This window comes from Vibrio sp. nBUS_14 (genome assembly GCF_051201655.1).
GTDB lineage: Bacteria > Pseudomonadota > Gammaproteobacteria > Enterobacterales > Vibrionaceae > Vibrio.
The window spans coordinates 118,649-142,521 of sequence record NZ_CP179206.1; the positions used below are offsets into that span (position 1 = coordinate 118,649).

Here is a 23,873-nt window from a genome sequence, read left to right on the forward strand (position 1 = left end):
CTTTGTTTATACCTCTAAACTCAAAATGCTTATAAGAGACGTAAGAGCTCATCGATTGGATGCAGTAAAGATAAATTTTTTGTTCAGCCTTGTTATTTAGGTCGTGATTTTTTTGTTCTCAATGAGATAGAAGATGCAGTTGATAGGTAAATAAGTGGATAGTTCGCGATTTTAGGTGCCAGTATTGAGAAGGTAGGCTCCTAACAATGCTTACCAAGAAAAGAGGTTAGAAAGCTATGCCCTGCTATGAGCCTGAGCTATTTACTCACTTTTATTTGTTGAATGACCAAACCAGCAATAATCAGCATCAAGCCAAACAGTGTCGCCGGGTGAATCTCTTCGCCAATAATAGTCGAAAGTAGCATTAACGAGATAAACGGTGACGCAAAAATTAGGTTACTGATACGTGCCGTATTGTTGGTTAGCTTGAGTGCTGATAGCCACAAGACAAAGGTAATACCCATCTCGAACAGGCCTACATAAGTCACCGCCATCCAACCTTTCGCTGTTATTTGGCTAAAGCTTTCGCCTTCGTAAAGGGTTAAACCGATCGCGAATGGCAATGCCACTAAGAACCCAAGCAATACACCCACCACAGGGTCAGCTTTGTTCTTAGTATTTAAAATCCAGTAGCCCGCCCACAGCAGCGTTGAAAGCAGAGCTAAGGCCACACCGAGTGGGCTATCGAACTGCATGCCTAACACATCACCTTTGGTGGCAATCACTACAACGCCCGCATAGCTGAAGGTACACGCCACCCAATCTTGTTTACGAATCTTTTGCCCTAGAAACACCGCCGCCATTAGCGTCAGCGTGATCGCCCAACTGTAGTTGATAGCTTGCGCTTGAGAAGCGGGCAGTAAGTCGTAGGCTTTGAAAAGAATCAGGTAGTAAGCCAATGGGTTGACTAAACCAAGCAATAAGTAATACCAAGGGTTTGAAAGAAACGTAGTACTCAACTGAGAAAGCTTGCCTTGAAAGGCACAGATGGCAATCAATGCGATAGAAGACACAATGCTAGCGATAGTCAGCATTTGGATCGGTGAAAACTCAGCAAGGGTCAGCTTAAAAGCAGTAGCAACTGTTGACCACAGTAATACTGCGGAAAGGCCAAAGCCCAAGGCACGACGTTCGTTCATAGCAACTCATTCTAATTTGATGGGGCAGAATACGGAGCGCCTAGTCTATCTGTCGAATTTTAATACGGCAAACTGGACATTTATCCAGTATCAAAATACCATTTAATGAGTTATTTCAATTAGGCTAAATCATTATCATGCAATGGATTATCGAACACCAAGCAACGCTTATTGCTGTAATTTCTGGCGCGCTCGTCAGCGGTGGCGTTGTGGGTTGGTGGGTTAAACAGAAGCTCTCTTTTCAGCAGCGATTGCTGGAGCAGCAACTTAAGTCCGATCGTTTGTTGCACGAGTCTCAACAGGCGCAGCTCAAGTCATCGCTCGCAGAGGCGCAACAAGAGCTTAATGAGTTGGATGACGACCGCGACAAAGCGGCATTCGAGCTCAAGCAAGCCCATGGCAAGGTGATGGCCGCAATGGAAAAGCTGCGCTATTTTGAAGCCGTGAAACAAGAGCGCCAGCAGTACGCCGATGAAATCAATGTTCTTAAAGAGCATAAGTCTGAGTTGGAAGCTGAGCTTCGCGAGCAAGAAGCTAGGCACGATCAAGAAAATCTCGCCAACAGTGAGAAACTGCAATTGTTAGAGCAGGCAGAGTCCCGATTGAAGCAGCAGTTCGAACTGTTAGCGAATCAACTGTTTGAGAGCAAAACCGCCAAGGTTGATCAGCAGAACAAGCAGAGTCTTGAAGGTTTGTTATCGCCGTTGCGAGAGCAGTTAGAGGGCTTTAAGAAGCAAGTTAATGATAGCTTCAGTCAAGAAGCTAAAGAGCGTCACACCTTAGTTCACGAGCTTAAAAACCTACAACGCCTCAATGAGAGCATGACGCGTGAAGCGGTTAACCTGACTCAGGCGTTAAAGGGTGATAATAAGCAACAAGGTAACTGGGGCGAAGTGGTGCTGGCTCGCGTGTTGGCGGATTCAGGCTTGCGAGAAGGTCATGAATACCAAACGCAGGTGAACCTACAGAACGATGCCGGCAAGCGTTATCAACCCGATGTAATCGTCCACCTGCCACAAGATAAGCAGGTGGTGGTGGATTCGAAAATGGCGTTAGTCGCATTTGAGCGCTACTTCAACGCTGAGACCGATCAACAACGCGACGCAGCACTGCGTGATCATTTAGCTTCACTACGAGCGCACATCAAAGGCTTGAGCCAGAAGGATTATCATCAGCTTAAAGGTATACAGAGCCTTGATTATGTGTTGATGTTTATTCCGGTAGAACCTGCGTTTCAGGTGGCGATTCAAGCCGATCCTAGTTTAGTTAACGATGCCATGGAGCAAAACATTATCTTGGTCAGCCCTACGACCTTGCTGGTGGCACTACGTACCATTGATAATCTATGGCGCAATGACAGACAGAACCAGAACGCGCAAGTTATCGCTGAGCGCGCGAGCAAACTTTACGACAAGCTACGCCTGTTTGTTGATGATATGGAAGGCCTTGGTAGCTCATTAGACAGAGCCAACCAAAGCTACCAAGGAGCAATGAATAAGCTAGTGACTGGGCGTGGCAATGTGATTCGTCAGGCGGAAAGCTTCAAACACCTCGGTGTTGAGGTGAAGAAACCGATTTCGGTTGGCTTGGCGGAAATCGCTCAAAATGAGGCTTTTTCAGAAAATGCCTCCTTAGTAGAAAGACAACCCGCTGAGGATAAAGTAAACTAATTGGCCGCAGCGCACTCTAAACACAGAGTGCACTGTCGATGAGAACTTACCATGGTAGATAACAGCATTATGGACACAAGCGTGCAGACAAATTCAGCAGTAGAGTCAGAAACCACACACTTTGGTTTCGAAACCGTCGCGAAAGACCAAAAAGTCGCGAAAGTAGCAGAGGTATTTCACTCTGTAGCCGCTAAATACGACATCATGAATGACTTAATGTCGGGTGGTGTTCACCGCTTGTGGAAGCGATTCACGATTGATTGCAGTGGCGTTCGCCCTGGTCAACGTATCCTAGACCTTGGTGGTGGTACTGGCGACCTGACTGCGAAATTCTCGCGTATCGTTGGCGAAAAAGGCCACGTGGTTCTTGCTGATATCAACAACTCAATGCTGAATGTTGGCCGCGATAAACTGCGTGATAGCGGTATTGTTGGCAACGTACATTACGTTCAAGCCAATGCTGAAGAGCTGCCTTTCCCAGATAACTACTTCGATTGCATTACCATCAGCTTCTGTCTGCGTAATGTTACCGACAAAGACCAAGCGCTCCGTTCAATGTACCGTGTGCTGAAGCCGGGCGGTCGTCTGTTGGTTCTTGAGTTTTCTAAGCCAGTACTTGAACCTCTATCAAAGGTTTACGATGCCTACTCTTTCCACCTGTTGCCAAAAATGGGTGAGCTGATTGCCAACGACGCAGACAGCTATCGTTACCTTGCAGAATCAATCCGCATGCACCCGAACCAAGAAACCTTGGAAGGCATGATGCAAGAAGCGGGTTTTGAAAATACAAAATACTTCAACCTAACGGGCGGCATTGTTGCGCTGCACCGTGGTTACAAGTTCTAGTCGAACTTGGTAGCAGGCTCGTAGGGCGTGCTAAAAATAAGAATAAAGACAGAACGGATAGGTTAACGCTTATCCGTTTTCAAAGGTAAGGACAGTCATGCCATTTGATCCATTGGTCACCGCGGTTATTGAAACCTCTTTAAATACTTTCGTGAACGATGATCCAGCCTTGGTTCGTCGTTTGTCTCGTTTAAAGGGGCAGATCATTCAAGTTAATTTGAAAGAGCTGAATAAAACTCTCACTTTCGTTTTTAGCCAACAAATCGATGTGTTGTCTGAATATGAAGGGCAGCCTGATTGCTACCTATCTTTGAACCTATCGGTACTGCCTGAACTGCGTGAGCAATCGAACATCACCAAGCTGATCAAGCAAGATAAGCTGATCTTAGAGGGTGACATTCAACTCGCACAAAAATTTGCTCAGCTGATGACAGACTGCAAGCCGGACTTAGAAGAGTGGCTATCGCGCGTAACGGGCGATGTGGTTGCGCATACCTTGGTACAAGGCGTTAAGAATGTTGGCGGTCTTGTAGCTAAGCAAGCGACTAAGCATCAAAACCATCTCTCTCAGGTATTAACTGAAGAGTGGAAGATTGCACCAGCGCCATTAGAAGTGGCACATTTTTGCGATCAGGTTGATGACGTAAAAAGCTCGGTAGCTCGCCTTGAAGCTAAGTTGAACGCTCTGTTGGAGAAAATATGACCCCAACAGAACTGAAACGTCTTTATCATATTATCAAGGTACAGTTAGAGTACGGCCTTGATGAATTGATGCCTGAGCACCATTTGACTAAAGCTCCTTTACTGGCGCGAAAGTCACTGTTTTGGCTTAAGAACAAGCATCAAGATAAAGAGTTGGGTCATCGCTTACGCCTTGCGCTGCAAGAACTTGGGCCAGTGTGGATCAAGTTTGGTCAAATGATGTCGACACGTCGTGATCTGTTCCCTCCTCATATCGCTGATCAATTGGCTTTATTGCAAGACCAAGTCGCTCCATTTGATGGTGCATTGGCCAAGCAAGATATGGAAAAGGCACTGGGTGGCAGTTTAGATAACTGGTTTACCGACTTTGACATCGAGCCACTGGCCTCGGCTTCTATCGCTCAGGTGCATACGGCAAAGCTTAAAGAGAGCGGCCGCGAGATTGTTCTGAAGGTAATTCGCCCTGATATTCGCCCGGTGATTGATGCAGATCTAAAACTGATGCACCGAATGGCGCGTATAGTCGCTAAGTCGCTTCCTGAAGCACGTCGTTTGAAACCGGTTGAGGTCGTTCACGAGTACGAAAAAACGTTAATTGATGAACTGGACCTGCGCCGAGAGGCAGCCAATGCCATTCAGCTGCGACGTAATTTTGAAGGCAGCGAAGAGCTATATGTCCCAGAGGTTATCCCTGATTTAAGCAGTGAAACCCTGATGGTGTCAGAGCGAATCTATGGTATTCAGGTTTCCGATATTGAAACTCTAAACGCCAACGGCACCAACATGAAATTGTTGGCAGAACGTGGCGTGACGGTATTCTTCACTCAAGTATTCCGAGACAGCTTTTTCCATGCCGACATGCACCCGGGTAACGTATTCGTTAATCCAGAAAATCCGGATAACCCTCAGTGGATTGGTTTGGATTGTGGCATTGTTGGTACGCTCAACAGCGAAGATAAGCGTTATTTAGCAGAGAACCTGCTGGCCTTCTTCAATCGAGATTACCGTAAGGTCGCAGAGCTGCACGTGGATTCGGGTTGGGTTCCACACGACACCAACGTCAACGATTTCGAGTTCGCGATTCGCATGGTGTGTGAGCCAATTTTTGCAAAACCACTTGGCGAGATCTCATTTGGCCATGTGTTGCTAAACTTATTTAATACAGCAAGACGTTTCAACATGGAGGTTCAACCTCAGTTGGTGCTTCTTCAGAAGACCTTGTTGTATGTCGAAGGCCTAGGCCGTCAGCTGTATCCGCAACTTGATTTGTGGGCAACGGCGAAGCCTTTCCTTGAAACCTGGATGATGAATCAGGTGGGGCCGCAAGCTGTGATTAACGCAGTAAAAGAGCGTGCGCCATTCTGGGCAGAAAAACTGCCAGAGCTGCCAGAGCTACTTTATGACAGCTTGCGCCAAGGTAAAGCGATGAACCACAGAATGGATCAGCTTTATCAAGGCTATAGAGATAGTAAGCGTCAGCAAGCAACTGGAAAGTTTTTGTTTGGCGTTGGAGCAACTTTAGTCGTATGCTCCGCAATATTAGTTTCAAGCCCCTATGAGCAGCTATCTATGGGCTGTGGCATCGCAGGTGTCACATTTTGGCTGCTAAGCTGGCGAGCTTACCGTCGTTAGACAGTAGACTCTTTTAAAATTTATGTGTAGATAGCCTGAGGAAGATATTATGATTGGTTGGCAACAGCTACTTATCATCGCCGTTATTGTGATTTTATTATTTGGTACAAAGAAATTACGTGGTGTTGGTGGTGATTTGGGTTCAGCGGTTAAAGGCTTCAAAAAAGCAATGAGCGATGAAGATAAGCCTGCAGATAAGAAAGACGCAGACTTTGAACCAAAGAATATTGAACAGCAAAAGACAGAAGCGAGTGCTGAAACAACTGCTGAAGCAAAGAAAGACAAAGAGCAGGTATAAAAAGTGTTTGATATCGGTTTTTGGGAACTGGTATTAATATCTGTCGTTGGGTTAGTGGTGTTAGGGCCTGAGCGTTTGCCCGTTGCAATTCGCAGTATCTCCCAGTTTGTTGGGCAAGCGAAAAGCATGGCAAACAGTGTGAAAGATGAACTTTCTCATGAGCTTAAGGTGCAAGAGCTGCAAGAAAACCTACGCAAGGCGGAAAAAATGGGTATGGAAGATTTATCTCCAGACCTAAAAGCATCAGTCGATGAACTCAAGCAGGCCGCTGCTGAGGTTCAACGTCCGTACGCTAAGCCTGAGTCTGATAAGCCAAGTGAGACTAAACTTAGTGTCACGGAAACTGTTGAATCTGAAACCATTCAGGTCAACAGCGAAGCTTCAGCGCCGTCAGATAAGAAAGCCGAATAGTTTCGCAAGGAGGAGTCGCCGGATACTTGAGTCGTTAGATGTTTAAGTCGATAGCTATTCAAGTAGATAGATACACGCGCGGCTCCTTTCGATATTTCCTCATAAGAGTTTTGACATGTCCTCGACAGAGCAATCACAACCTTTAATAAGTCATTTACTAGAATTAAGAAACCGCTTGCTGAGAGTGATTCTAGCTGTTCTAGTTGTTTTTGTTGGCTTAATTTATTTTTCTAATGATATTTATGAATTCGTATCAGCACCTTTGGTAGATCGCCTACCGGAAGGGGCGACGATGATCGCAACCGATGTTGCGTCGCCATTTTTTACCCCGATGAAGTTAACCTTAATCGCGTCTATTTTTGTCGCGGTGCCGTTTATTTTGTATCAGGTATGGGCTTTTGTCGCTCCGGGCCTATACAAGCACGAGAAGCGTTTGATCATGCCGTTATTGGCTTCAAGTTCATTGCTGTTTTATTGTGGTGTGGCGTTTGCTTACTTCGTAGTATTCCCGTTGGTGTTTGGCTTTTTTACTGCAATATCATTGGGAGGGGTCGAGTTTGCGACTGACATATCGAGCTATCTTGATTTCGTATTGGCATTATTCTTTGCGTTTGGCGTTGCCTTTGAAGTGCCAGTCGCGATTATCTTGCTGTGTTGGACTGGGGCTACGACTCCTCAAAGTTTGGCAGAAAAAAGAGCATATATAGTTGTTGCTGCTTTTGTCATAGGTATGCTTTTGACTCCTCCAGATATGATTTCACAAACCCTATTAGCAATTCCGATGTGTCTATTGTTTGAAGTCGGATTGTTTTTTGCGAAGTTTTATACAAGGAAGGATGAGGAAGATGGGGATTAGCATATGGCAGGCTTTAATAGTTCTTTTGATCGTGATTCCCCCCTTTATCCCTATTATTATTGCTCATAAAAAAAAGCATGCATATAGAGTTGCAATAACCATCTTGTCAGTCGTTGGTCTATTCATATTTTTATGTTGGGTTGCTGCTCTTATTTGGTGTTTTATAGAACCGGCAAGAAAGCAATACCCTATCTCCGATGAGCTTGAGAAATTATACGAGCTGAAGCAGAAAGGTGTCATAACTGATGATGAGTTCATAATGAAGAAAAAAGAACTTCTTTAGACATAATAAAAAAGCGGCCTTGGGCCGCTTTTTTATTATGTCTGTTTATCGAATCTTTAACTGATAGCCACAGTTTTGACATATATAGAGCTCTTTAATCCCTAATATTTTATGCCATCGAGTTCGATGTTGACGTTGTAAGTGTTGTGAGTGGTCACACATAATCAACTACCTCCATATGCAGGCGGTTGATATTATACATATCACCTTGTTTTCTCAAATGAATTGAGGATAAATCCGTAATAATTACTTATTGATAGATCCATCATAGATTAAACAATGATTTAGCATTGATGGTGGTTATGTTTTCGACTTCTTCAAGGGTAATTCCGCGTAATTCAGCGATACGTTTTGCGACCAATTCTGTGTACGCGGGCTCATTGCGTTTACCGCGATTTGGCACAGGTGCTAAATATGGGCAGTCTGTTTCGAGAATGACGTAATTCATATCCAGATGTGGAATCACCTTATCCATCCCTGAATTCTTAAAGGTCGATACGCCACCTAAACCTAGGTGAAAGCCGAGCGCGTTGATCGCTTGAGCTTCTTCTAAACTGCTGCCAAAACAATGGAACACGCCACGTAAACTGCCATCTTGTTCTTGGCGAAGCAGGGCAAGTGTCTCTTCAATAGAATCACGCGTGTGGATCACGACAGGTAGGTCTAGATCTTTTGCCCACTGCAGTTGGGTCACAAACGCCATCTCTTGTTCGGCCTTAAAGGTTTTGTCCCAGTACAGGTCGATACCGATTTCACCGACGGCGATAAAATCATGCTTATCAAACCAAGCTCGAATGGTTTTCAGGGTCTGCTCGATATTCGCATCGACATAGCAAGGGTGTAAGCCCATCATTGAACGGCACATTTCAGGAAACTGAGCTTCCGTCGCTAACATGGGTTCGATAGATTCTAAATCGATGTTAGGTAATAGAATCGTATCAATACCTTGGGCAAGTGCGCGCTGCACCACTTGTTCGCGGTCTTCGTCGAATTCGCTCGCGTAAATATGGGCATGGGTGTCGATCATTATTTTGTCCTGAAAGCAGTCTGTACTGAGTTGTCATGAGTATACGGCAGTGTGAGGAGAAGGTCATTTTTTGCCATTTATCCCTTTTTTTGAATGGGTTTTTCGCTTTACTGCTAGCGTCCTGAGCCATCAGTGATATGCTTTTGCCAGTATTTAGCACTTTTCATATCTAAGCATTTTGGTGTTTAGACTAGGCAAGGAGAATCTAGTGTCTGTTTCAATTCAAGGTCAATTCCCAGGTCGTCGTATGCGTCGTATGCGTAAACATGACTTTAGCCGTCGCTTAATGGCAGAAAATCAATTGTCTGTAGATGACCTAATCTACCCAATGTTTATCTTGATGGGTAAAGAGCGCCGTGAGCCTGTAGAGTCAATGCCAGGTGTTGAGCGTCTGTCTATCGACCTTATGCTTGAGGAAGCGGATTACCTGTCAAAATTGGGTGTTCCTGCGATTGCTCTGTTTCCGGTAGTGAACCAAGATGCGAAAAGCTTATGTGCTGCTGAAGCTCATAACTCGGAAGGTTTGGTGCAGCGCGCAGTACGCTTACTCAAAGAACACGTGCCAAATATGGGCGTTATTACTGATGTAGCACTCGACCCGTTTACCACTCATGGTCAAGACGGCATCATCGATGAAGATGGCTATGTGATGAATGATGAGACGACTGAAGTCTTGATCAAGCAGGCTCTGTCTCATGCTGAAGCGGGCGCAGATGTCGTTGCACCATCAGATATGATGGACGGTCGTATTGGTAAGATCCGTGAAGCTTTAGAAGAAGCGGGTCATATTCATACCCAAATCATGGCTTACTCTGCGAAATACGCATCGTGCTACTACGGCCCGTTCCGTGATGCGGTCGGCAGTGCTTCGAACCTGAAAGGTGGTAACAAGAAGAACTACCAGATGGATCCAGCAAACAGCGATGAAGCGATTCACGAAGTGGCCATGGATCTTAATGAAGGTGCGGATATGGTGATGGTTAAGCCAGGCATGCCTTATCTAGACATCGTGCGCCGTGTTAAGCATGAGCTACAAGCGCCGACTTTTGCTTACCAAGTGTCTGGCGAATATGCGATGCATAAAGCTGCGATCCAAAATGGTTGGCTGAAAGAGCGCGAAACCGTAATGGAATCACTGTTGTGCTTTAAGCGTGCTGGTGCTGATGGCATCCTGACGTACTTCGCTAAAGATGTCGCAGAGTGGCTTGCTGAAGATAACGCGCAAGCTGCAGAGCATTTGCAAGGCAAGTAAGTACGATCAAGCAAAACATATGATCACCAAAGGGTTGGCCGTTGTACCAGCCCTTTTGTTTTATGAGGATGAAACAATATGTCTGTCATTGTGCGTGAAGGCTCATTAGAAGAGGTGGTTTCTGTTGTTGAACAGATTACCGAGTTTGCCAAAAAAGAGAATGTCGCGTCTTTATCGGAGCGATTAGCGGGTAAAACAAGCCTGCTCCTCGTTGCTGAAGAGGCGGGTGTGTTACTGGGTTTTAAGATCGGTTATGAATTGGATGAAAACACATTTTATAGCTGGTTTGGTGGTGTTTCATCACTGGCGAGAAACAAGGGTGTGGCGCAAGCGCAACTTGATGTTCAAGAGCGGTGGGTGAAGCAACAGGGATATCAACAACTAAAAGTGAAATCTCGTAATCAGTTTCCAGCCATGCTGCGTTTGTTATTGAGAAACGGTTATCTAATCGAAAAATTAGAAGAAAAAGAAGACATTAATGCCCATAGAATTCATTTTTTGAAGCGAATTTGAGCACTGTAATTAAAGGTCTAGAAATTAAATGAGATTTATTATCATTTAATTGTTGACTATTAAATGAGAATCATTATTATTAACTTTGTCTTAGGGAATGAGGAAATGTTCACAAGAATGTTAAGTACTCAAGTATCTACTTGGCTACCCAACAGAATTCTCGCGAACTTGTACTAAGTTCTTTTTGACACGACATTGCTCACATTGCTTCCAGTGTAATTTATAGCTTTTAGGTAAAGCTGTGATATTCAATTTGAATAGCTTTACCGGTTTTTGCTAGGCGACATCTTAGGGTGTCGCTTTTTTTATATCTCAATTTCAACAAGATGCATATTTAGTGGCAAGTATTTTCATGAATAAAACGCCATCAGCATTCTTTTCCACAATCCAAGATCGAGAAAAGATCGTTGATCATATGTTCGATCTGTAAATTAGTTCTTTATTTTCATGTGCTTATGCTTGTTTTTTGCTTGGCTTAGTCGAGTTCTTAACAGGGTGGATAAATAATATAAACAGAGTTATCCACAGAAGAGCCTTGTCGCGGAACAAAAAATAACAATAAATTGATTACAACGAACACAATCGAGTCAACGGATAAGGATCGACAACGTAGAATCCAATTAGCAGACGTGGCATCCTTAACAGATTATTTCTGTACTTACTGGATACACAAACATTATGGCTCGTATTCCTGATAATCCATTGATCCTGATCGATGGCTCTTCTTACCTATATCGCGCGTTCCATGCTTACCCTGGCACCATGAGTAATGGTGATATCCCAACCAATGCTGTTTATGGCGTGGTTAACATGCTGCGCAGCATGATGCGTCAATTTGCTTCTGATCGTATTGCGGTTATTTTTGATGCGAAAGGGAAAACGTTCCGTGATGATATGTACCCAGAGTACAAAGCAAACCGTCCACCGATGCCTGATGATCTTCGTTGTCAGATCGAGCCACTGCATAACGTAATTCGTGCAATGGGTCTACCGCTTATCTCTATCCCTGGGGTAGAAGCCGATGACGTGATTGGTACGCTAGCTTCTCAAGCTTCCGCGATGGGCATGCCTGTTCTAATCAGTACTGGCGATAAAGATATGGCCCAACTGGTTGATGAGAACGTTACTTTGATCAATACCATGACTAATGTGGTGATGGATCGTGAAGGCGTTATCGAGAAGTTTGGTATCCCACCTGAGTTGATCATCGATTATCTTGCTCTAATGGGCGATAAAGTCGATAACATCCCAGGTGTTCCGGGTGTGGGTGATAAGACAGCTACAGCCTTACTGCAAGGTATTGGTAGCATCGAAAAGCTGTATCAAAACCTTGATGATATTGCGGCGCTTGGTTTCCGTGGTTCGAAGACGATGGCTAAAAAGCTGGCTGATAATAAAGCCAATGCTGACATGTCTTACGAACTTGCGACGATTAAACTCGATGTTGAATTAGAAGACACGCCAGACTCTCTTGTTAAAGCACAACCCAATACTGATGAACTCATTAAGCTATACGGCCAGTTGGTCTTTAAATCGTGGCTGAACGAGTTACTTGAAGGTGGCAGTGGCGTGGTTGAAGCCGATGAGAAATCTGCCACAGCGGGAGCTGGCTCGGTACGCAGCAGCACAGCATCAACCACTTCTACTGTAGAAATGAATACCTCTGCAGTGACGATTGACCGTAGTAACTACGAAACGATTCTAGATGAAGCGTCATTCAATGTTTGGTTAGATAAACTCAAAGCCGCAGACGTGTTTGCTTTTGATACCGAGACTGACAGCCTAGATTACATGGTTGCTAACCTTGTGGGTTTATCATTCGCAACCGAAGAAGGCGTAGCCGCTTACGTGCCTGTCGCTCATGATTACTTAGACGCACCACAACAGTTGGATCGCAATTGGGTGCTTGAACAGCTGAAACCGATTCTAGAAGATGACGCACAAGCAAAAGTGGGTCAAAACCTGAAGTACGATATGAGTGTGCTAGCGCGCTACGGTATCGAGATGAAAGGCATTAAGTTCGATACCATGTTGGCGTCATACGTTTTTAATAGCGTAGGTGGCAAACATGACATGGACAGCCTAGCGCTGCGTTTCCTACAACACAGCTGTATCTCATTTGAGCAAATTGCAGGTAAAGGTAAGAAGCAACTGACTTTCAACCAGATTGAGCTGGGTGAGGCTTCTCCATATGCTGCTGAAGATGCTGACGTGACTTTACGTCTTCATAACCGCCTGATGGAAAACATCGAGAAAGATGAAAAGCTAAAATCGATCTATGAAGAGATCGAGGTGCCGCTGATTCCTGTGATGTCTCGAATTGAGCGCACCGGTGTATTCATCGACGACATGTTGTTGGGCGCTCAATCGCAAGAGATTGCGGTTCGTCTTGATGAGCTAGAACAGAAAGCTTACGAGATTGCAGAGCAAGAGTTCAACATGAACTCGCCAAAACAGCTGCAAGCGATCTTGTTCGAAAAGATGGGTCTGCCTGTTATTAAGAAAACGCCTTCTGGTGCCGCTTCGACTAACGAAGAAGTGTTGCAAGAGTTAGCGTTGGACTACCCATTGCCTAAGTTGATCATTGAGTATCGCGGCTTGGCTAAACTGAAGTCGACTTACACCGATAAACTGCCGAAGATGATCAACGCTGAGACGGGTCGTGTTCATACGTCCTATCATCAAGCAGTGACCGCGACGGGCCGTTTGTCTTCGACCGATCCAAACCTACAGAACATCCCAATTCGTAATGAAGAAGGTCGTCGTATCCGCCAAGCATTCGTTGCACAACATGGTTGGAAGATCTTAGCGGTCGATTACTCTCAAATTGAATTGCGTATCATGGCGCACCTATCGGGTGATAAAGCGTTACTGGAAGCCTTCCAACAAGGCAAAGATATCCACGCGGCAACCGCTGCAGAGATCATTGGCGTTGATATTGAGAGTGTGACCACTGAACAACGTCGTCGTGCTAAGGCGGTTAACTTTGGTCTTATCTACGGCATGAGTGCCTTTGGTTTGGCTAAGCAGCTGGGCATTCCTCGTGGTGAAGCGCAGCACTATATGGATACTTACTTCGAACGCTACCCTGGCGTTATGCAGTACATGGAAGACACTCGCAGCGCTGCTTCAGAGCAAGGCTTCGTTGAAACCATTTACGGTCGTCGTTTGCATCTTCCTGAAATCCAATCTCGTAATGGCATGCGTCGTAAAGCCGCTGAACGTGCGGCGATCAATGCGCCAATGCAAGGTACGGCGGCGGACATCATCAAGAAAGCGATGTTGTTAGTGGATGAGTGGATTCAAGCAGAAGGCGATGGTCGTGTGAAGCTATTGATGCAAGTACACGATGAATTGGTATTTGAAGTTCAAGAGTCAGCTTTAGCCGAAATTGAAAGTAAAGTACAACAATTGATGGAGTCTGCCGCTGATCTAGAAGTACCGTTAGTCGCGGAAGCAGGCCATGGTGACAACTGGGATCAAGCCCACTAATCAGTTTTCGACCTTATTGATTAAATTAGTATGAGCCAGTGCACAAACACTGGCTTTTTTTTGTCTAAAATAAAGTTGAGTCGTAGAAAGGGTTTGGGTGTTTTAATAAAACATTAATGAAAAAAAACTACAAAAATTGTTTTCATTTCTGAGCGATTGTTGTACATTAAATCTCGTAGGGTACAGAGGTAAGATGTTCTATCTTTCAGACCTTTTGTTTCACGTTATTGGATTAGGCTGATTCAGCCGCCCCAGCCAGCATTTGGCTGGGGCGTTTTTTCTTGTGCGAAAGAAAAATATTTCCAACCTATAATTCCCTCGTTAATCTGCTTCTTTTTAGTACCTTTTCTCTTCTTCTCGAAACTTTCTCTCTATCACTTGATTTGTCTTAAATCTGGAATTTGATCAGCAATTGGTGATTTAAATCCGTCTTTAAGTGGATTGTTTTATTCTTGGAAATAACTTTTATTTTACAAGTTACTCATAATGGATTGATCACTTACGTCTTACTTATCAGTGTATTGATTGGGTGAATGCTCAATATAAGCGCGATGGCCGCCAAGGATTTTTTCCACATGAGTATTCCTTTCTCACTGTTCAGTTTGTTAAAGGTTGTCTTTTAGTCTGGTTCACTTCTCTCGCTTCTAACTGATTAATCTTGTCTGAAATGATCAAGACTTGGGTTTAGCCCACTAATTTTTGGGCAAAAAAATACCCCACCTATATAAGGCAGGGTATGGATAAGGCTAAATCAATGGTTGTCAGTGCTTTACCCTTTAATTATAGAGAAAGAGTTATATAGAGGAACTACTCTGAGTCGTTTTGCTCTTCGTCAGCTAACTCATCAATGATGTGATCGGCAAAGACCGGAGCAAACCACTCATCCATCTTGGCACGCAGTTGGTCAACGCCGATGCCCTTCATTGAAGAGAAGACATCAACCGCAACATCACCACCGAAAGATTTCGCATCGTTACGGATTTTCAGTAGCTGTGCTTTACGCGCGCCACTCTTCAGTTTGTCTGCTTTTGTTAACAAAACCTGCACTGGGATACGGCTATCAATAGCCCAGTAGATCATTTGTTGGTCAAGGTCCTTCATTGGGTGACGGATATCCATCAATACCACTAAACCTTTTAGGCTTTCGCGTCGCTGTAGGTATTCACCTAGCGACTTCTGCCATTTTTTCTTCATCTCAAGCGGTACTTGAGCGAAGCCATATCCAGGCAAATCGACAATATGACAGCCGTCGGTAACCTTAAATAGGTTAATTAGCTGAGTTCGGCCTGGGGTTTTACTGGTTTTCGCCAAGCTTTTTTGGTTGGTAACGCGGTTTAGTGCGCTAGATTTACCAGCATTGGAGCGTCCTGCAAACGCAATTTCGATCCCTTCGTCTTCTGGTAAATGACGAATATCAGGTGCACTGGTAATGAAATGCGTGTTTTGATAATGAATTTTTACGCTCACTGTTAACTCCATCTCGACTTTGTGTAGTCGATTGATTACTTTTTTGTGAATTTGTGTAAAATAACCGTGCTCGGCATAAGGTCGCCTATTGTACCATGAGTGGCAACATAGAGTGGTACTGGAAGCTTGATAATTATAATGGAATGTCATGAAGAAATTAGCGCTAATTTTGAGTCTTTTAGCCAGCTGCTCAGTATGGGCTCAAGGTAATATTGAAGCTGGTAAAGCCAAATCACAAACATGTGTTGCCTGCCATGGTGCTGACGGCAACAGTCTGATCACTCAGTACCCTAAGTTGGCTGGCCAACATAAGAAGTACCTAGAGAAGCAGTTAAAAGATCTGAAACTAGGTATGACGAGTGGTGATAAGCAAGGTCGTTATGACCCTGTAATGAGTGGTATGGCGATGCCTTTATCTGAAGAAGATATGGCTGACCTAGCGGCATACTATGCATCTCTGCCTATTTCGAACAACTCTACACCTGAAAACGTAGTAGACGAAGGCAAGATTCTGTACACAGCGGGCAACGCAGAACGTGGCGTAACGGCGTGTACTGCTTGTCACGGTCCTCGTGGTAATGGTACCGAGCTTTCTGGTTTTCCTAAGATTTCTGGTCAACACGCAGATTACATCAAAGCTCAGCTTGAGAAATTTCGTGATGGCAACCGTGGTAACGACATGAATGCGATGATGCGTGATGTAGCTAAAAAGTTGACAGACGCAGATATTGAAACCTTATCGAAGTACGTTGGTGGTTTACACTAATATGTCGGTTTCTTGTTCTTAGCCAGAACAACGAAATGTACGTTCGAGCAAAATTGAAGAGACACCCCAATCAGCAATGGTTGGGGTGTTTTCTTTTGTATTGATTTTATTTATGCGTTTTCATTTCATGTCTAATTTATCAATGTGTGATCGATTTGTGTACGAAAGTGTGACGTCGCACTCTTGTAGTCTTTTTGTAACACGGTAAAGTAACCGCCATCAGCTAGGAGCTGATTTAGATATGGATGGTCATCTAGTCTAACGGTATAGACAGAAACGGATCAGGCTAGGACAGCCCAGCAACAAGGTGTTAGAAAAGGATAGCCAAAACTCATCAGGACGATGAACAACAAATAAATTTGGCATGGAAAGCACCAATAACAAATGGAGATTTGTGTACTAAGTTGAGTATACAAATTTTGGCCGATATAGGCAGATTTAGAGAGCGATAGGTTTTCCTATCGCTTTTTTTATTGATTTGATGAAAAAACACCCAATACCCCTCCACTATAAACTCAGTTTCTGGTATGTTTCGCATCCCTGTTTAAGGATGTGCTATGTATACTTGTCCCTTATGCCATCACCAAGGCGTGAATCACTATTTTGAAGACAAACGTAGAGCGTATCTACAATGTCAGCAATGTGAACTGGTATTTGTTAAACCTGAACAAAGGTTAGAAGCAAAAGAAGAAAAAGCACACTATGATCTCCATGAGAACGATCCTAATGATGCGGGCTACCGCCGCTTTTTATCTCGCATCGCGGATCCCTTAACAGACAAAATTTCATCTAACTCACAAGGGTTGGATTTTGGTTGTGGCCCAGGCCCTACGCTATCTATTATGTTAGAAGAAGCCGGACACACCATGGAGTTGTACGATATTTATTACCATCCAGAGACTTCTGTGTTGGAGAAAACGTATGACTTTATGACTGCTACCGAAGTGATAGAGCACCTTTATCACCCAGACAAAGTGTGGCAGCAATGGTTGAATTTAGTTAAACCCAAGGGCTGGATTGGTCTTATGACTAAGCTAGTAATAGACGTAGATGCGTTTGCTGGTTGGCACTATAAGAATGACCCGACACATGTCGTCTTCTTTAGTCGTCAAACATTCCAGTTTTTGGCCGAGCGGGATAAGCTCGAACTAGAATTTTTTGGAAGTGATGTAATTTTACTGAGGAAAGTGCAGTAATGGGTCGTAGTAAGAAATCAAGAAAGCCGGGAGCACTTGGCGCTCCTGAACCTATGGTAACAAGAAACCGTAGTGAATCTGATGTTGAAGGTCGCGAACGCAAGCGTGTTAAAAAGCGCAAAGGTCTTAAATTTGGCAGCCGTCACTCAGATGGTAGCGAAGCGAGACAGCGTAAAGCTGCACAAGATCGTGATCCTCGTTTAGGCAGCAAGAAAAAAATTCCGCTGATTGTTGAACCTGCTAAGAAGCCGACAAAACAAGAGCGTAAGCTATCTAACGAACAAGAGTTAGAGATGCTTGAGAATGATGCTCAACTGAACACATTGTTAGATCGTATCGAAAATGGTGAAAACCTAGGTGCTGGTCTACAGAAGTTCGTTGATGAAAAACTTGATCGTATTGAACACCTAATGGGCCGTCTAGGTCTGCTAGAGCCAGAAGACGATGAAGAAGAGATCTTCGAAGAAGCACCTGTTGTCGCTAAGAAGAAGAAAGCAAGCTCTGACGAAGACTTGTTGTCTCAATTCGAAGATATCGATTTAGACAGCTTTAAAGGTTAAGACGAAATGAATGTAACCTTATTAGCAATTGCTGGTGGAATGATCATTCTCGGCTTGGGCTCTTATGCAGGTTACCTTCTACTTCAAGTGAAGAAGCAGACGGAGTTGCAAAAGCAGCATCAAGCACTTGCCATTGAAAAACGTAACGCAACAATTTACGACAACGTAAATACCTTGTGTTTAGCGGGTATTCAAGGCCAGTGTGATTTGCCTGAGATCAGTATCCGAGTGTGTATCATTATGGATAATGTTCAGGGTGATGAGCGCGTCGATTTTGATTCTGAATATCCTGCTCTTTCTGAGCTGTACCATATCGTTAAAGATATGGCGCGCGGAGACGGAAGGCAGGAACTGACCAAGAAAGAACGCATGCAGCAGAATCTCACACGCCACAAGGCAGAGACTCGCTTGAATGATGCGGTTATCGAAGATTTGAAAAGGTTGCAGGAGAAGGTTAAGCCTCTCAACAATCAAATCAACATTCAGATGATCTAGTCACTGAGACTTTTAATATAGAGGCTTGTTTAATACACGGCGTCCTTAAGACACATTGTTCTTAATACACCTTATCTTTATAGAGAGTGTTAAATGAGCCTTCTTACCTTTTGCACCTTTTTATTTCGGTGCATTGTTAGTGATCAAGCTAGCAGTTCTGAGTTTTTATCTGAAAAAAAGATTTTGTCTTGAAACGTCCTTACAAGTCGTGTGGCAAAATAACCCGTCTATATTTTAATGTATGTAAAATGATTTGAGAGACCTTAGGTTCTCGCGGATCTAAATTGGAATTACCGCTATGTCGAGCAAGCCAGTAACAACGAATCAGCAAATCGTTTGGGATCAAGAAATCTTAAACAAGTATAACTATTCGGGACCTCGTTACACTTCATACCCAACTGCGTTGGAGTTTCATGAAGCGTTTACCGTCGCTGATTACGACATGGCGTGTACTCAGTACCCAGAGCGTCCTCTCTCTCTTTACGTACATATCCCATTCTGTCACAAGCTTTGTTACTACTGTGGTTGTAACAAGGTCATTACTCGTCATTCGCATAAAGCCGATGAGTACTTGGATGTGATCGAACATGAGATTCGTCAGCGTGCTTCTTTACTGAATGGCCGCGAAGTGACTCAACTTCACTTCGGTGGTGGTACGCCAACATTCTTAACTAAAGCTCAAATTACCCGTTTGATGCTTATCCTACGTGACGAGTTTAACTTTACGGCTGATGCTGAAATCAGTATTGAAGTTGACCCACGTGAAATCGAATTAGATGTCCTTGATCACCTGCGTAGCGAAGGCTTTAACCGCCTGAGTATTGGTGTTCAAGACTTCAACAAAGAAGTGCAAAAGCTGGTTAACCGTGAGCAAGATGAAGAGTTCATCATCGCGATGGTTCAACGTGCCAAAGAGCTGGGTTTCCGTTCAACCAACCTAGACTTGATCTACGGTCTACCAAAGCAGACTCAAGCGCTATTTGCTGAAACATTAAAGCAAGTACTTGAGATGAAACCGGGTCGTTTATCGGTGTTTAACTATGCGCACATGCCGCAACTGTTTGCTGCGCAGCGTAAGATTAAAGATGAAGACCTACCTGAACCGAAAGAGAAGATGGCTATCCTACAAGATACCATTGAGACTTTAACGGGTGCGGGCTACCAGTTTATTGGTATGGATCACTTTGCTTTACCAGAAGATGAGCTAGCCGTCGCACAGCGTGAAGGTATTCTGCATCGTAACTTCCAAGGCTATACGACCCAAGGTGAAGCTGACTTAGTGGGCTTTGGTGTTTCAGCTATCTCAATGGTCGGTGATGCTTACGCACAAAACCAAAAAGAGCTGAAGAAGTACTACGCACAGGTTAACGACCTACGCCATGCTCTTTGGAAAGGGGTTGCTCTAGACAGTGACGACCTTCTACGTCGTGAAGTGATCAAACAGCTTATCTGTAACTTCAAGCTTAATAAAACAATGATCGAATCTGAGTTCTCGGTTAACTTTAATCGTTACTTCAAAGAAGATTTAGTGCTACTGCAAACCTTCGTTAACGATGAGTTGGTTGAAGTCGACGACAAAGAAATCCGCGTGACGCTGCGTGGCCGTTTGTTGATTCGTAACATCTGTATGTGTTTCGATAAATACTTGCGTGCTAAGGCTCGCCAACAACAATTCTCTCGCGTGATCTAATCGCTTGATTGAGAATAGAAACATAAAAATAATGCCAGCATCGTGCTGGCATTTTTGCATTAATTTCAATTAAATTGGAGATGGATTACGTAATCTTTTTTGCGATTATGCTCAGCGTAGGTGAGATCGTATAAGATTTAGTACAGTTCTTTTAGTTTACGAGTTAGAGTATTTCTTCCCCAACCTAAAACCTTGGCAGCATCTTGTTTATGACCATTGGTATGGTTGAGTGCAGCCTCTAGCAGTATACGTTCAAACTCTGGTAGCGCATAAGTCAGCAGCTCCTTTTCTCCTGAATCAAGCGCACACTTTGCCCAATTAGCCAGCAGTTGCTGCCAGTTATCACCAGAGCCTGAAGTGGTCACCACTTTCTCTTCCAATAACTCAGGAGGCAGGTCTGAAGGTAATATTTCGCTACCGCTGGCCATCACAGTGAGCCAACGACAAATATTTTCCAGCTGGCGCACGTTCCCTGGCCAATTCAGTTGATTGAGCTTTAGGATCGTTTCTGGGTGCAGTGTTTTTACTTCTACACCGAGCTCTTCGGCGGCAGAGGCTAAGAAGTGATGAGTCAGTTTCTCAATATCTTGCTTACGTTCACGCAGCGCAGGAATATGGATTCGAATCACATTCAGTCGATGGAAAAGGTCTTCACGGAACCCCCCCTCATGCACCAGTCGCTCTAAATCTTGGTGGGTAGCCGCGACGATACGTACATCAACCTTAACCGCAGAGTGACCGCCCACTCGATAAAATTGGCCATCCGACAAGACACGTAGCAAGCGGGTTTGAATATCGAGTGGCATATCCCCGATCTCATCCAAAAACAGGGTGCCGCCGTTAGCCTGCTCAAAACGTCCTTGGCGAACACTGTTGGCTCCGGTAAAGGCACCTTTCTCGTGGCCAAACAGTTCGGATTCGATTAAGTCTTTAGGGATTGCTGCCATGTTGAGGGCAATGAATGGCTTCTTTGCTCTCGGGCTGTGGCGATGTAAGGCGTGTGCGACTAACTCTTTACCCGTTCCGGACTCACCATTAATCAAAACAGAAATGGACGAACGAGATAAACGGCCAATGGCGCGGAAAACCTCCTGCATTGCGGGCGATTCGCCGATGATTTCGGGTGCGTTGGTCTCTTCGACCACTTCGCTGGCTTGTTCACGCTTCTGTTCTTGACTGTGTGCGATTGCTCGCTCTACTAAAGTAAGCGTCTCATCGATATCAAACGGCTTTGGCAGATACTCAAAAGCCCCTTTCTGATAAGCATTCACCGCAGCATCAAGATCGGAGTGCGCCGTCATAATGATCACTGGCAGATCTGGAGAGCGCTGGTGAACTTGGTGTAACAGCTCAATCCCGTCAATGCCGGGCATGCGAATGTCCGACACCAATACGTCTGGCGTTTCGCGTTCAAGCGCCAGCAGCACGCTCTCTGCGTCAGAAAATGTTTCACACTTAATATCCGCAGATGACAGTGTCTTTTCTACGACCCAGCGTATAGAACTGTCGTCATCGACGACCCAAACGTATCCCTTACTCATAATTCAATTCCTTTGCAGCCAAATCTATTGTGATAATCATTGTTGTTTTTATTGTTCGGTATTCGTTGTTGCCGATGAAACGTTGTTTCCAGTGGGAATCAAGGCTTCGCTTATATCGGCAAATAAATCGTGAATGTGGTGTTACCTGGCCAGCTTTCAACGTCTATTTTCCCGTTGTGCTGATCGATCAGGTTTTGAGATATCGATAGCCCTAAGCCAGTGCCACCCTCGCGCCCACTTACCATTGGGTAAAAGAGGGTGTCTTTTAACTCATCGGGAATGCCCGGACCGTTATCGCTGATCTCAATGCGAGCAGCGAGTTTGTGTCGCTTGCCATGGATATTGGCCTGATGCACCGTTCTGGTGCGAATGGTGATTTTTCCGGACTCTTGCGCCTTTAAAATCTGTGCAGCGTTACTCACGATATTGAGCATCGCTTGTTCTACTTGAGCTGAGTCCATCACTATTGCTGGCAGGCTGGGGTCGTAATCTCTTTCGATAGCGAGTGTTGAGCCCGTTTCAAGCTCTACTAATTGCCTAACTTTTTCTAAAATTTGATGAAGGTTCTCTTCGGTTTTTTTGCCCGGCTTTTGTGGGCCAAGAAGACGGTCGACCAAGGCTCTCAAGCGATCGGCTTGTTCAATAATTATCTGTGTGTACTCATTAAGAGATTGATCTGGAAGCATTTTACCAAGCAGCTGCGCCGCACCTCTTAAGCCACCGAGTGGGTTCTTAATCTCATGTGCTAACCCGCGCACCAACAGCTTAGCTGCTTGTTGTTGTGCGTGTTGGTTAAGCTCTTGGCTGAGGCGTCTTTGCTGGTCTATCTTGCGCATCTCAACCAATAACAGCGTTTCTCGTTGCCAAGAGATTGGGCTAACCGTGACTTCAAGCATCAGTGGGCGGTTATCAACAACGAAGGTAACGTCACTGTCGGTAATGCTCTGGCCACTTTGTAGCGGTTGCGTCAGAAGCGCCAAATCTAATGAGGCATGTTGGATAAGTTGGCTCAATGGGTGATCGACGATGCGTCGCGCGCTTTGGGAAAAGAGTTGTTCAGCCGCCGGGTTGGCGTATCGGACATACAATTGCTCATCGAGCATCAAGGTCGCGGTCACCATATTGTCGAGAATGGCGTTGGAAAGATGATGTGTATCTATGCTGTCGCTTTGGGCTGATCGATTCACTATTTCGTCCTTGAACTGGTGTTTTTCTCACTGCACCAAATTGGTGCGTAGCTAAGTTCAAGTATGGCGCATATCAACCAGAAGCTAAAGATAATTCATTCGAGTCGCTGAAAGCTGCTTCGATTAGGTGAAAAGAAGAGGTAATTCAGTCTTTTTTAACACATTGGCCTACTTGAGCGTCGCTCGATGTAAATACACGGTGACTGGACTAGTAGATGCAATAAGCTTGCCGCTTCTATATGCTTGAATTGCAATGGTGTGAGTGCCTCGATCGATGCCTTTCAATTCCCAAGTTGGCTGGGTTTGCGGAGCACCATAACGGCGGCCATCGAGCATTAATTGCAACTGCTCACCAATACCTAGCTTTCGGTTGAGCTCGATTTGAATGGGGATTGAGCCACGGTTACTACGAATGGTTTGCTCATGAATGGGCGTCAGCATGGTGAGTGTAAACTGAGCCGGTGCCTCGCGTTCTATGGTTTCAGTTTGTGTCTGAGCTTGAGCAGGTGTTGTTGTTGAAGTTGCAACGTCAATGGGAGTTGAGGCCTCAAATCTAGGGGCTGGCGCTGATGCTTGTACATCTGGCAGGCGAAGTGACTTAGCACCTTGATCGGTCGGCGTATCACTAAAGTGGAGTACGCCATCTTCGTCTACCCAGGTATATACCGTTTGAGCAGAGCATGAGAATGCGACTGTTAACCCGATTAGGAACAGTATGTTTTTCATATCGTTAGCCTCTTTTCACCGTAAGGTGTTTTCACGTTTGGCGTTGGTTTTGTTATTGATTTTATTGTGTTTATAGCAACAGCCTCTGAGGGCTTTTGTTTAATACCACTCACAGTAAGTTAAT

The 23,873-nt window shown here is 44.6% G+C and carries 22 protein-coding genes; 16 read left to right on the plus strand and 6 right to left on the minus strand.

Annotated features, from left to right (window positions below; genetic code table 11):
- Positions 1-257 precede the first annotated feature (257 nt).
- Positions 258-1,139: a DMT family transporter gene (locus tag ACMAZD_RS00555; RefSeq protein WP_435248162.1), complete on the minus strand. Its 882-nt coding sequence runs from the start codon at positions 1,137-1,139 to the stop codon at positions 258-260.
- A gap of 137 nt (positions 1,140-1,276) precedes the next feature.
- Here ACMAZD_RS00555 and rmuC point away from each other — a divergent pair, with 137 nt between their 5' ends.
- The 8 genes from rmuC (at position 1,277) to ACMAZD_RS00595 (ending at position 7,837) form a co-directional block, all read left to right on the plus strand.
- The gene (gene rmuC / locus ACMAZD_RS00560; RefSeq protein ID WP_435248163.1) at positions 1,277-2,809 is read left to right on the plus strand and encodes a DNA recombination protein RmuC; all 1,533 of its coding nucleotides are present in this window, start codon (positions 1,277-1,279) and stop codon (positions 2,807-2,809) included.
- Positions 2,810-2,875: 66 nt separating this feature from the next.
- Positions 2,876-3,655 (plus strand): bifunctional demethylmenaquinone methyltransferase/2-methoxy-6-polyprenyl-1,4-benzoquinol methylase UbiE, encoded by a 780-nt coding sequence (gene ubiE / locus ACMAZD_RS00565; RefSeq protein ID WP_029222994.1) that lies wholly within the window; start codon positions 2,876-2,878, stop codon positions 3,653-3,655.
- 97 nt (positions 3,656-3,752) lie between these two features.
- Positions 3,753-4,358, plus strand: a complete 606-nt coding sequence (locus ACMAZD_RS00570) for a ubiquinone biosynthesis accessory factor UbiJ (RefSeq protein ID WP_435248164.1) — start codon at positions 3,753-3,755, stop codon at positions 4,356-4,358.
- Entirely contained in the window at positions 4,355-5,989 is a 1,635-nt protein-coding gene (gene ubiB / locus ACMAZD_RS00575) for a ubiquinone biosynthesis regulatory protein kinase UbiB (RefSeq protein WP_017079346.1), read from the plus strand. The genes ACMAZD_RS00570 and ubiB overlap by 4 nt, the downstream gene beginning before the upstream one ends.
- Before the next feature lie 49 nt (positions 5,990-6,038).
- Positions 6,039-6,287: a Sec-independent protein translocase subunit TatA gene (gene tatA, locus ACMAZD_RS00580; RefSeq protein ID WP_371707189.1), complete on the plus strand. Its 249-nt coding sequence runs from the start codon at positions 6,039-6,041 to the stop codon at positions 6,285-6,287.
- A 3-nt stretch (positions 6,288-6,290) separates the two neighbouring features.
- A complete protein-coding gene (gene tatB / locus ACMAZD_RS00585; protein ID WP_435248165.1) occupies positions 6,291-6,698 on the plus strand; it encodes a Sec-independent protein translocase protein TatB in 408 nt (135 codons plus the stop codon).
- A gap of 115 nt (positions 6,699-6,813) precedes the next feature.
- Positions 6,814-7,554: a twin-arginine translocase subunit TatC gene (gene tatC / locus ACMAZD_RS00590; RefSeq protein WP_371707187.1), complete on the plus strand. Its 741-nt coding sequence runs from the start codon at positions 6,814-6,816 to the stop codon at positions 7,552-7,554.
- Positions 7,544-7,837, plus strand: a complete 294-nt coding sequence (locus ACMAZD_RS00595) for an SHOCT domain-containing protein (protein WP_435248166.1) — start codon at positions 7,544-7,546, stop codon at positions 7,835-7,837. The genes tatC and ACMAZD_RS00595 overlap by 11 nt, the downstream gene beginning before the upstream one ends.
- Positions 7,838-8,102: 265 nt before the next feature.
- Here the strand turns inward: ACMAZD_RS00595 and ACMAZD_RS00600 are convergent, their stop codons facing one another.
- A complete protein-coding gene (locus tag ACMAZD_RS00600; RefSeq protein WP_435248167.1) occupies positions 8,103-8,864 on the minus strand; it encodes a TatD family hydrolase in 762 nt (253 codons plus the stop codon).
- A 208-nt stretch (positions 8,865-9,072) separates the two neighbouring features.
- On the opposite strand from ACMAZD_RS00600, the gene hemB reads away from it, so the two are divergent.
- The 3 genes from hemB to polA all read left to right on the plus strand — a co-directional run bounded on the left by hemB (position 9,073) and on the right by polA (position 14,121).
- Positions 9,073-10,116: a porphobilinogen synthase gene (hemB, locus tag ACMAZD_RS00605; RefSeq protein ID WP_017107915.1), complete on the plus strand. Its 1,044-nt coding sequence runs from the start codon at positions 9,073-9,075 to the stop codon at positions 10,114-10,116.
- A gap of 78 nt (positions 10,117-10,194) precedes the next feature.
- A complete protein-coding gene (locus ACMAZD_RS00610) occupies positions 10,195-10,629 on the plus strand; it encodes a GNAT family N-acetyltransferase (RefSeq protein WP_435248168.1) in 435 nt (144 codons plus the stop codon).
- Positions 10,630-11,307: 678 nt separating this feature from the next.
- On the plus strand, positions 11,308-14,121 hold the full coding sequence (polA, locus tag ACMAZD_RS00615; RefSeq protein WP_435248169.1) for a DNA polymerase I: 2,814 nt from the start codon (positions 11,308-11,310) through the stop codon (positions 14,119-14,121).
- Positions 14,122-14,928: 807 nt separating this feature from the next.
- On the opposite strand, the gene yihA is transcribed toward polA, so the two are convergent.
- Positions 14,929-15,588, minus strand: a complete 660-nt coding sequence (yihA, locus tag ACMAZD_RS00620; RefSeq protein WP_102437857.1) for a ribosome biogenesis GTP-binding protein YihA/YsxC — start codon at positions 15,586-15,588, stop codon at positions 14,929-14,931.
- Positions 15,589-15,736: 148 nt separating this feature from the next.
- Here yihA and ACMAZD_RS00625 point away from each other — a divergent pair, with 148 nt between their 5' ends.
- The 5 genes from ACMAZD_RS00625 (at position 15,737) to hemN (ending at position 20,295) form a co-directional block, all read left to right on the plus strand.
- Positions 15,737-16,354 carry a c-type cytochrome gene (locus tag ACMAZD_RS00625; protein ID WP_435248170.1) on the plus strand — a complete coding sequence of 206 codons (618 nt, stop codon included), beginning with the start codon at positions 15,737-15,739 and terminating at the stop codon, positions 16,352-16,354.
- Positions 16,355-16,911: 557 nt separating this feature from the next.
- Entirely contained in the window at positions 16,912-17,550 is a 639-nt protein-coding gene (locus tag ACMAZD_RS00630; protein WP_435248171.1) for a class I SAM-dependent methyltransferase, read from the plus strand.
- Positions 17,550-18,110: a Der GTPase-activating protein YihI gene (gene yihI / locus ACMAZD_RS00635; RefSeq protein ID WP_435248172.1), complete on the plus strand. Its 561-nt coding sequence runs from the start codon at positions 17,550-17,552 to the stop codon at positions 18,108-18,110. The genes ACMAZD_RS00630 and yihI overlap by 1 nt, the downstream gene beginning before the upstream one ends.
- Positions 18,111-18,116: 6 nt before the next feature.
- Positions 18,117-18,605 carry a DUF2489 domain-containing protein gene (locus ACMAZD_RS00640; protein WP_435248173.1) on the plus strand — a complete coding sequence of 163 codons (489 nt, stop codon included), beginning with the start codon at positions 18,117-18,119 and terminating at the stop codon, positions 18,603-18,605.
- 298 nt (positions 18,606-18,903) lie between these two features.
- Positions 18,904-20,295 (plus strand): oxygen-independent coproporphyrinogen III oxidase, encoded by a 1,392-nt coding sequence (gene hemN / locus ACMAZD_RS00645; RefSeq protein WP_435248174.1) that lies wholly within the window; start codon positions 18,904-18,906, stop codon positions 20,293-20,295.
- Between the two features lie 137 nt (positions 20,296-20,432).
- On the opposite strand, the gene glnG is transcribed toward hemN, so the two are convergent.
- The 3 genes from glnG to ACMAZD_RS00660 all read right to left on the minus strand — a co-directional run bounded on the left by glnG (position 20,433) and on the right by ACMAZD_RS00660 (position 23,749).
- Positions 20,433-21,836, minus strand: coding sequence for a nitrogen regulation protein NR(I) (glnG, locus tag ACMAZD_RS00650; RefSeq protein ID WP_435248175.1), 1,404 nt, complete (start codon positions 21,834-21,836; stop codon positions 20,433-20,435).
- Between the two features lie 110 nt (positions 21,837-21,946).
- Positions 21,947-23,023 (minus strand): nitrogen regulation protein NR(II), encoded by a 1,077-nt coding sequence (gene glnL / locus ACMAZD_RS00655; protein ID WP_435248176.1) that lies wholly within the window; start codon positions 23,021-23,023, stop codon positions 21,947-21,949.
- A 168-nt stretch (positions 23,024-23,191) separates the two neighbouring features.
- Positions 23,192-23,749 (minus strand): DUF4124 domain-containing protein, encoded by a 558-nt coding sequence (locus ACMAZD_RS00660; RefSeq protein ID WP_435248177.1) that lies wholly within the window; start codon positions 23,747-23,749, stop codon positions 23,192-23,194.
- Positions 23,750-23,873 lie beyond the last annotated feature (124 nt).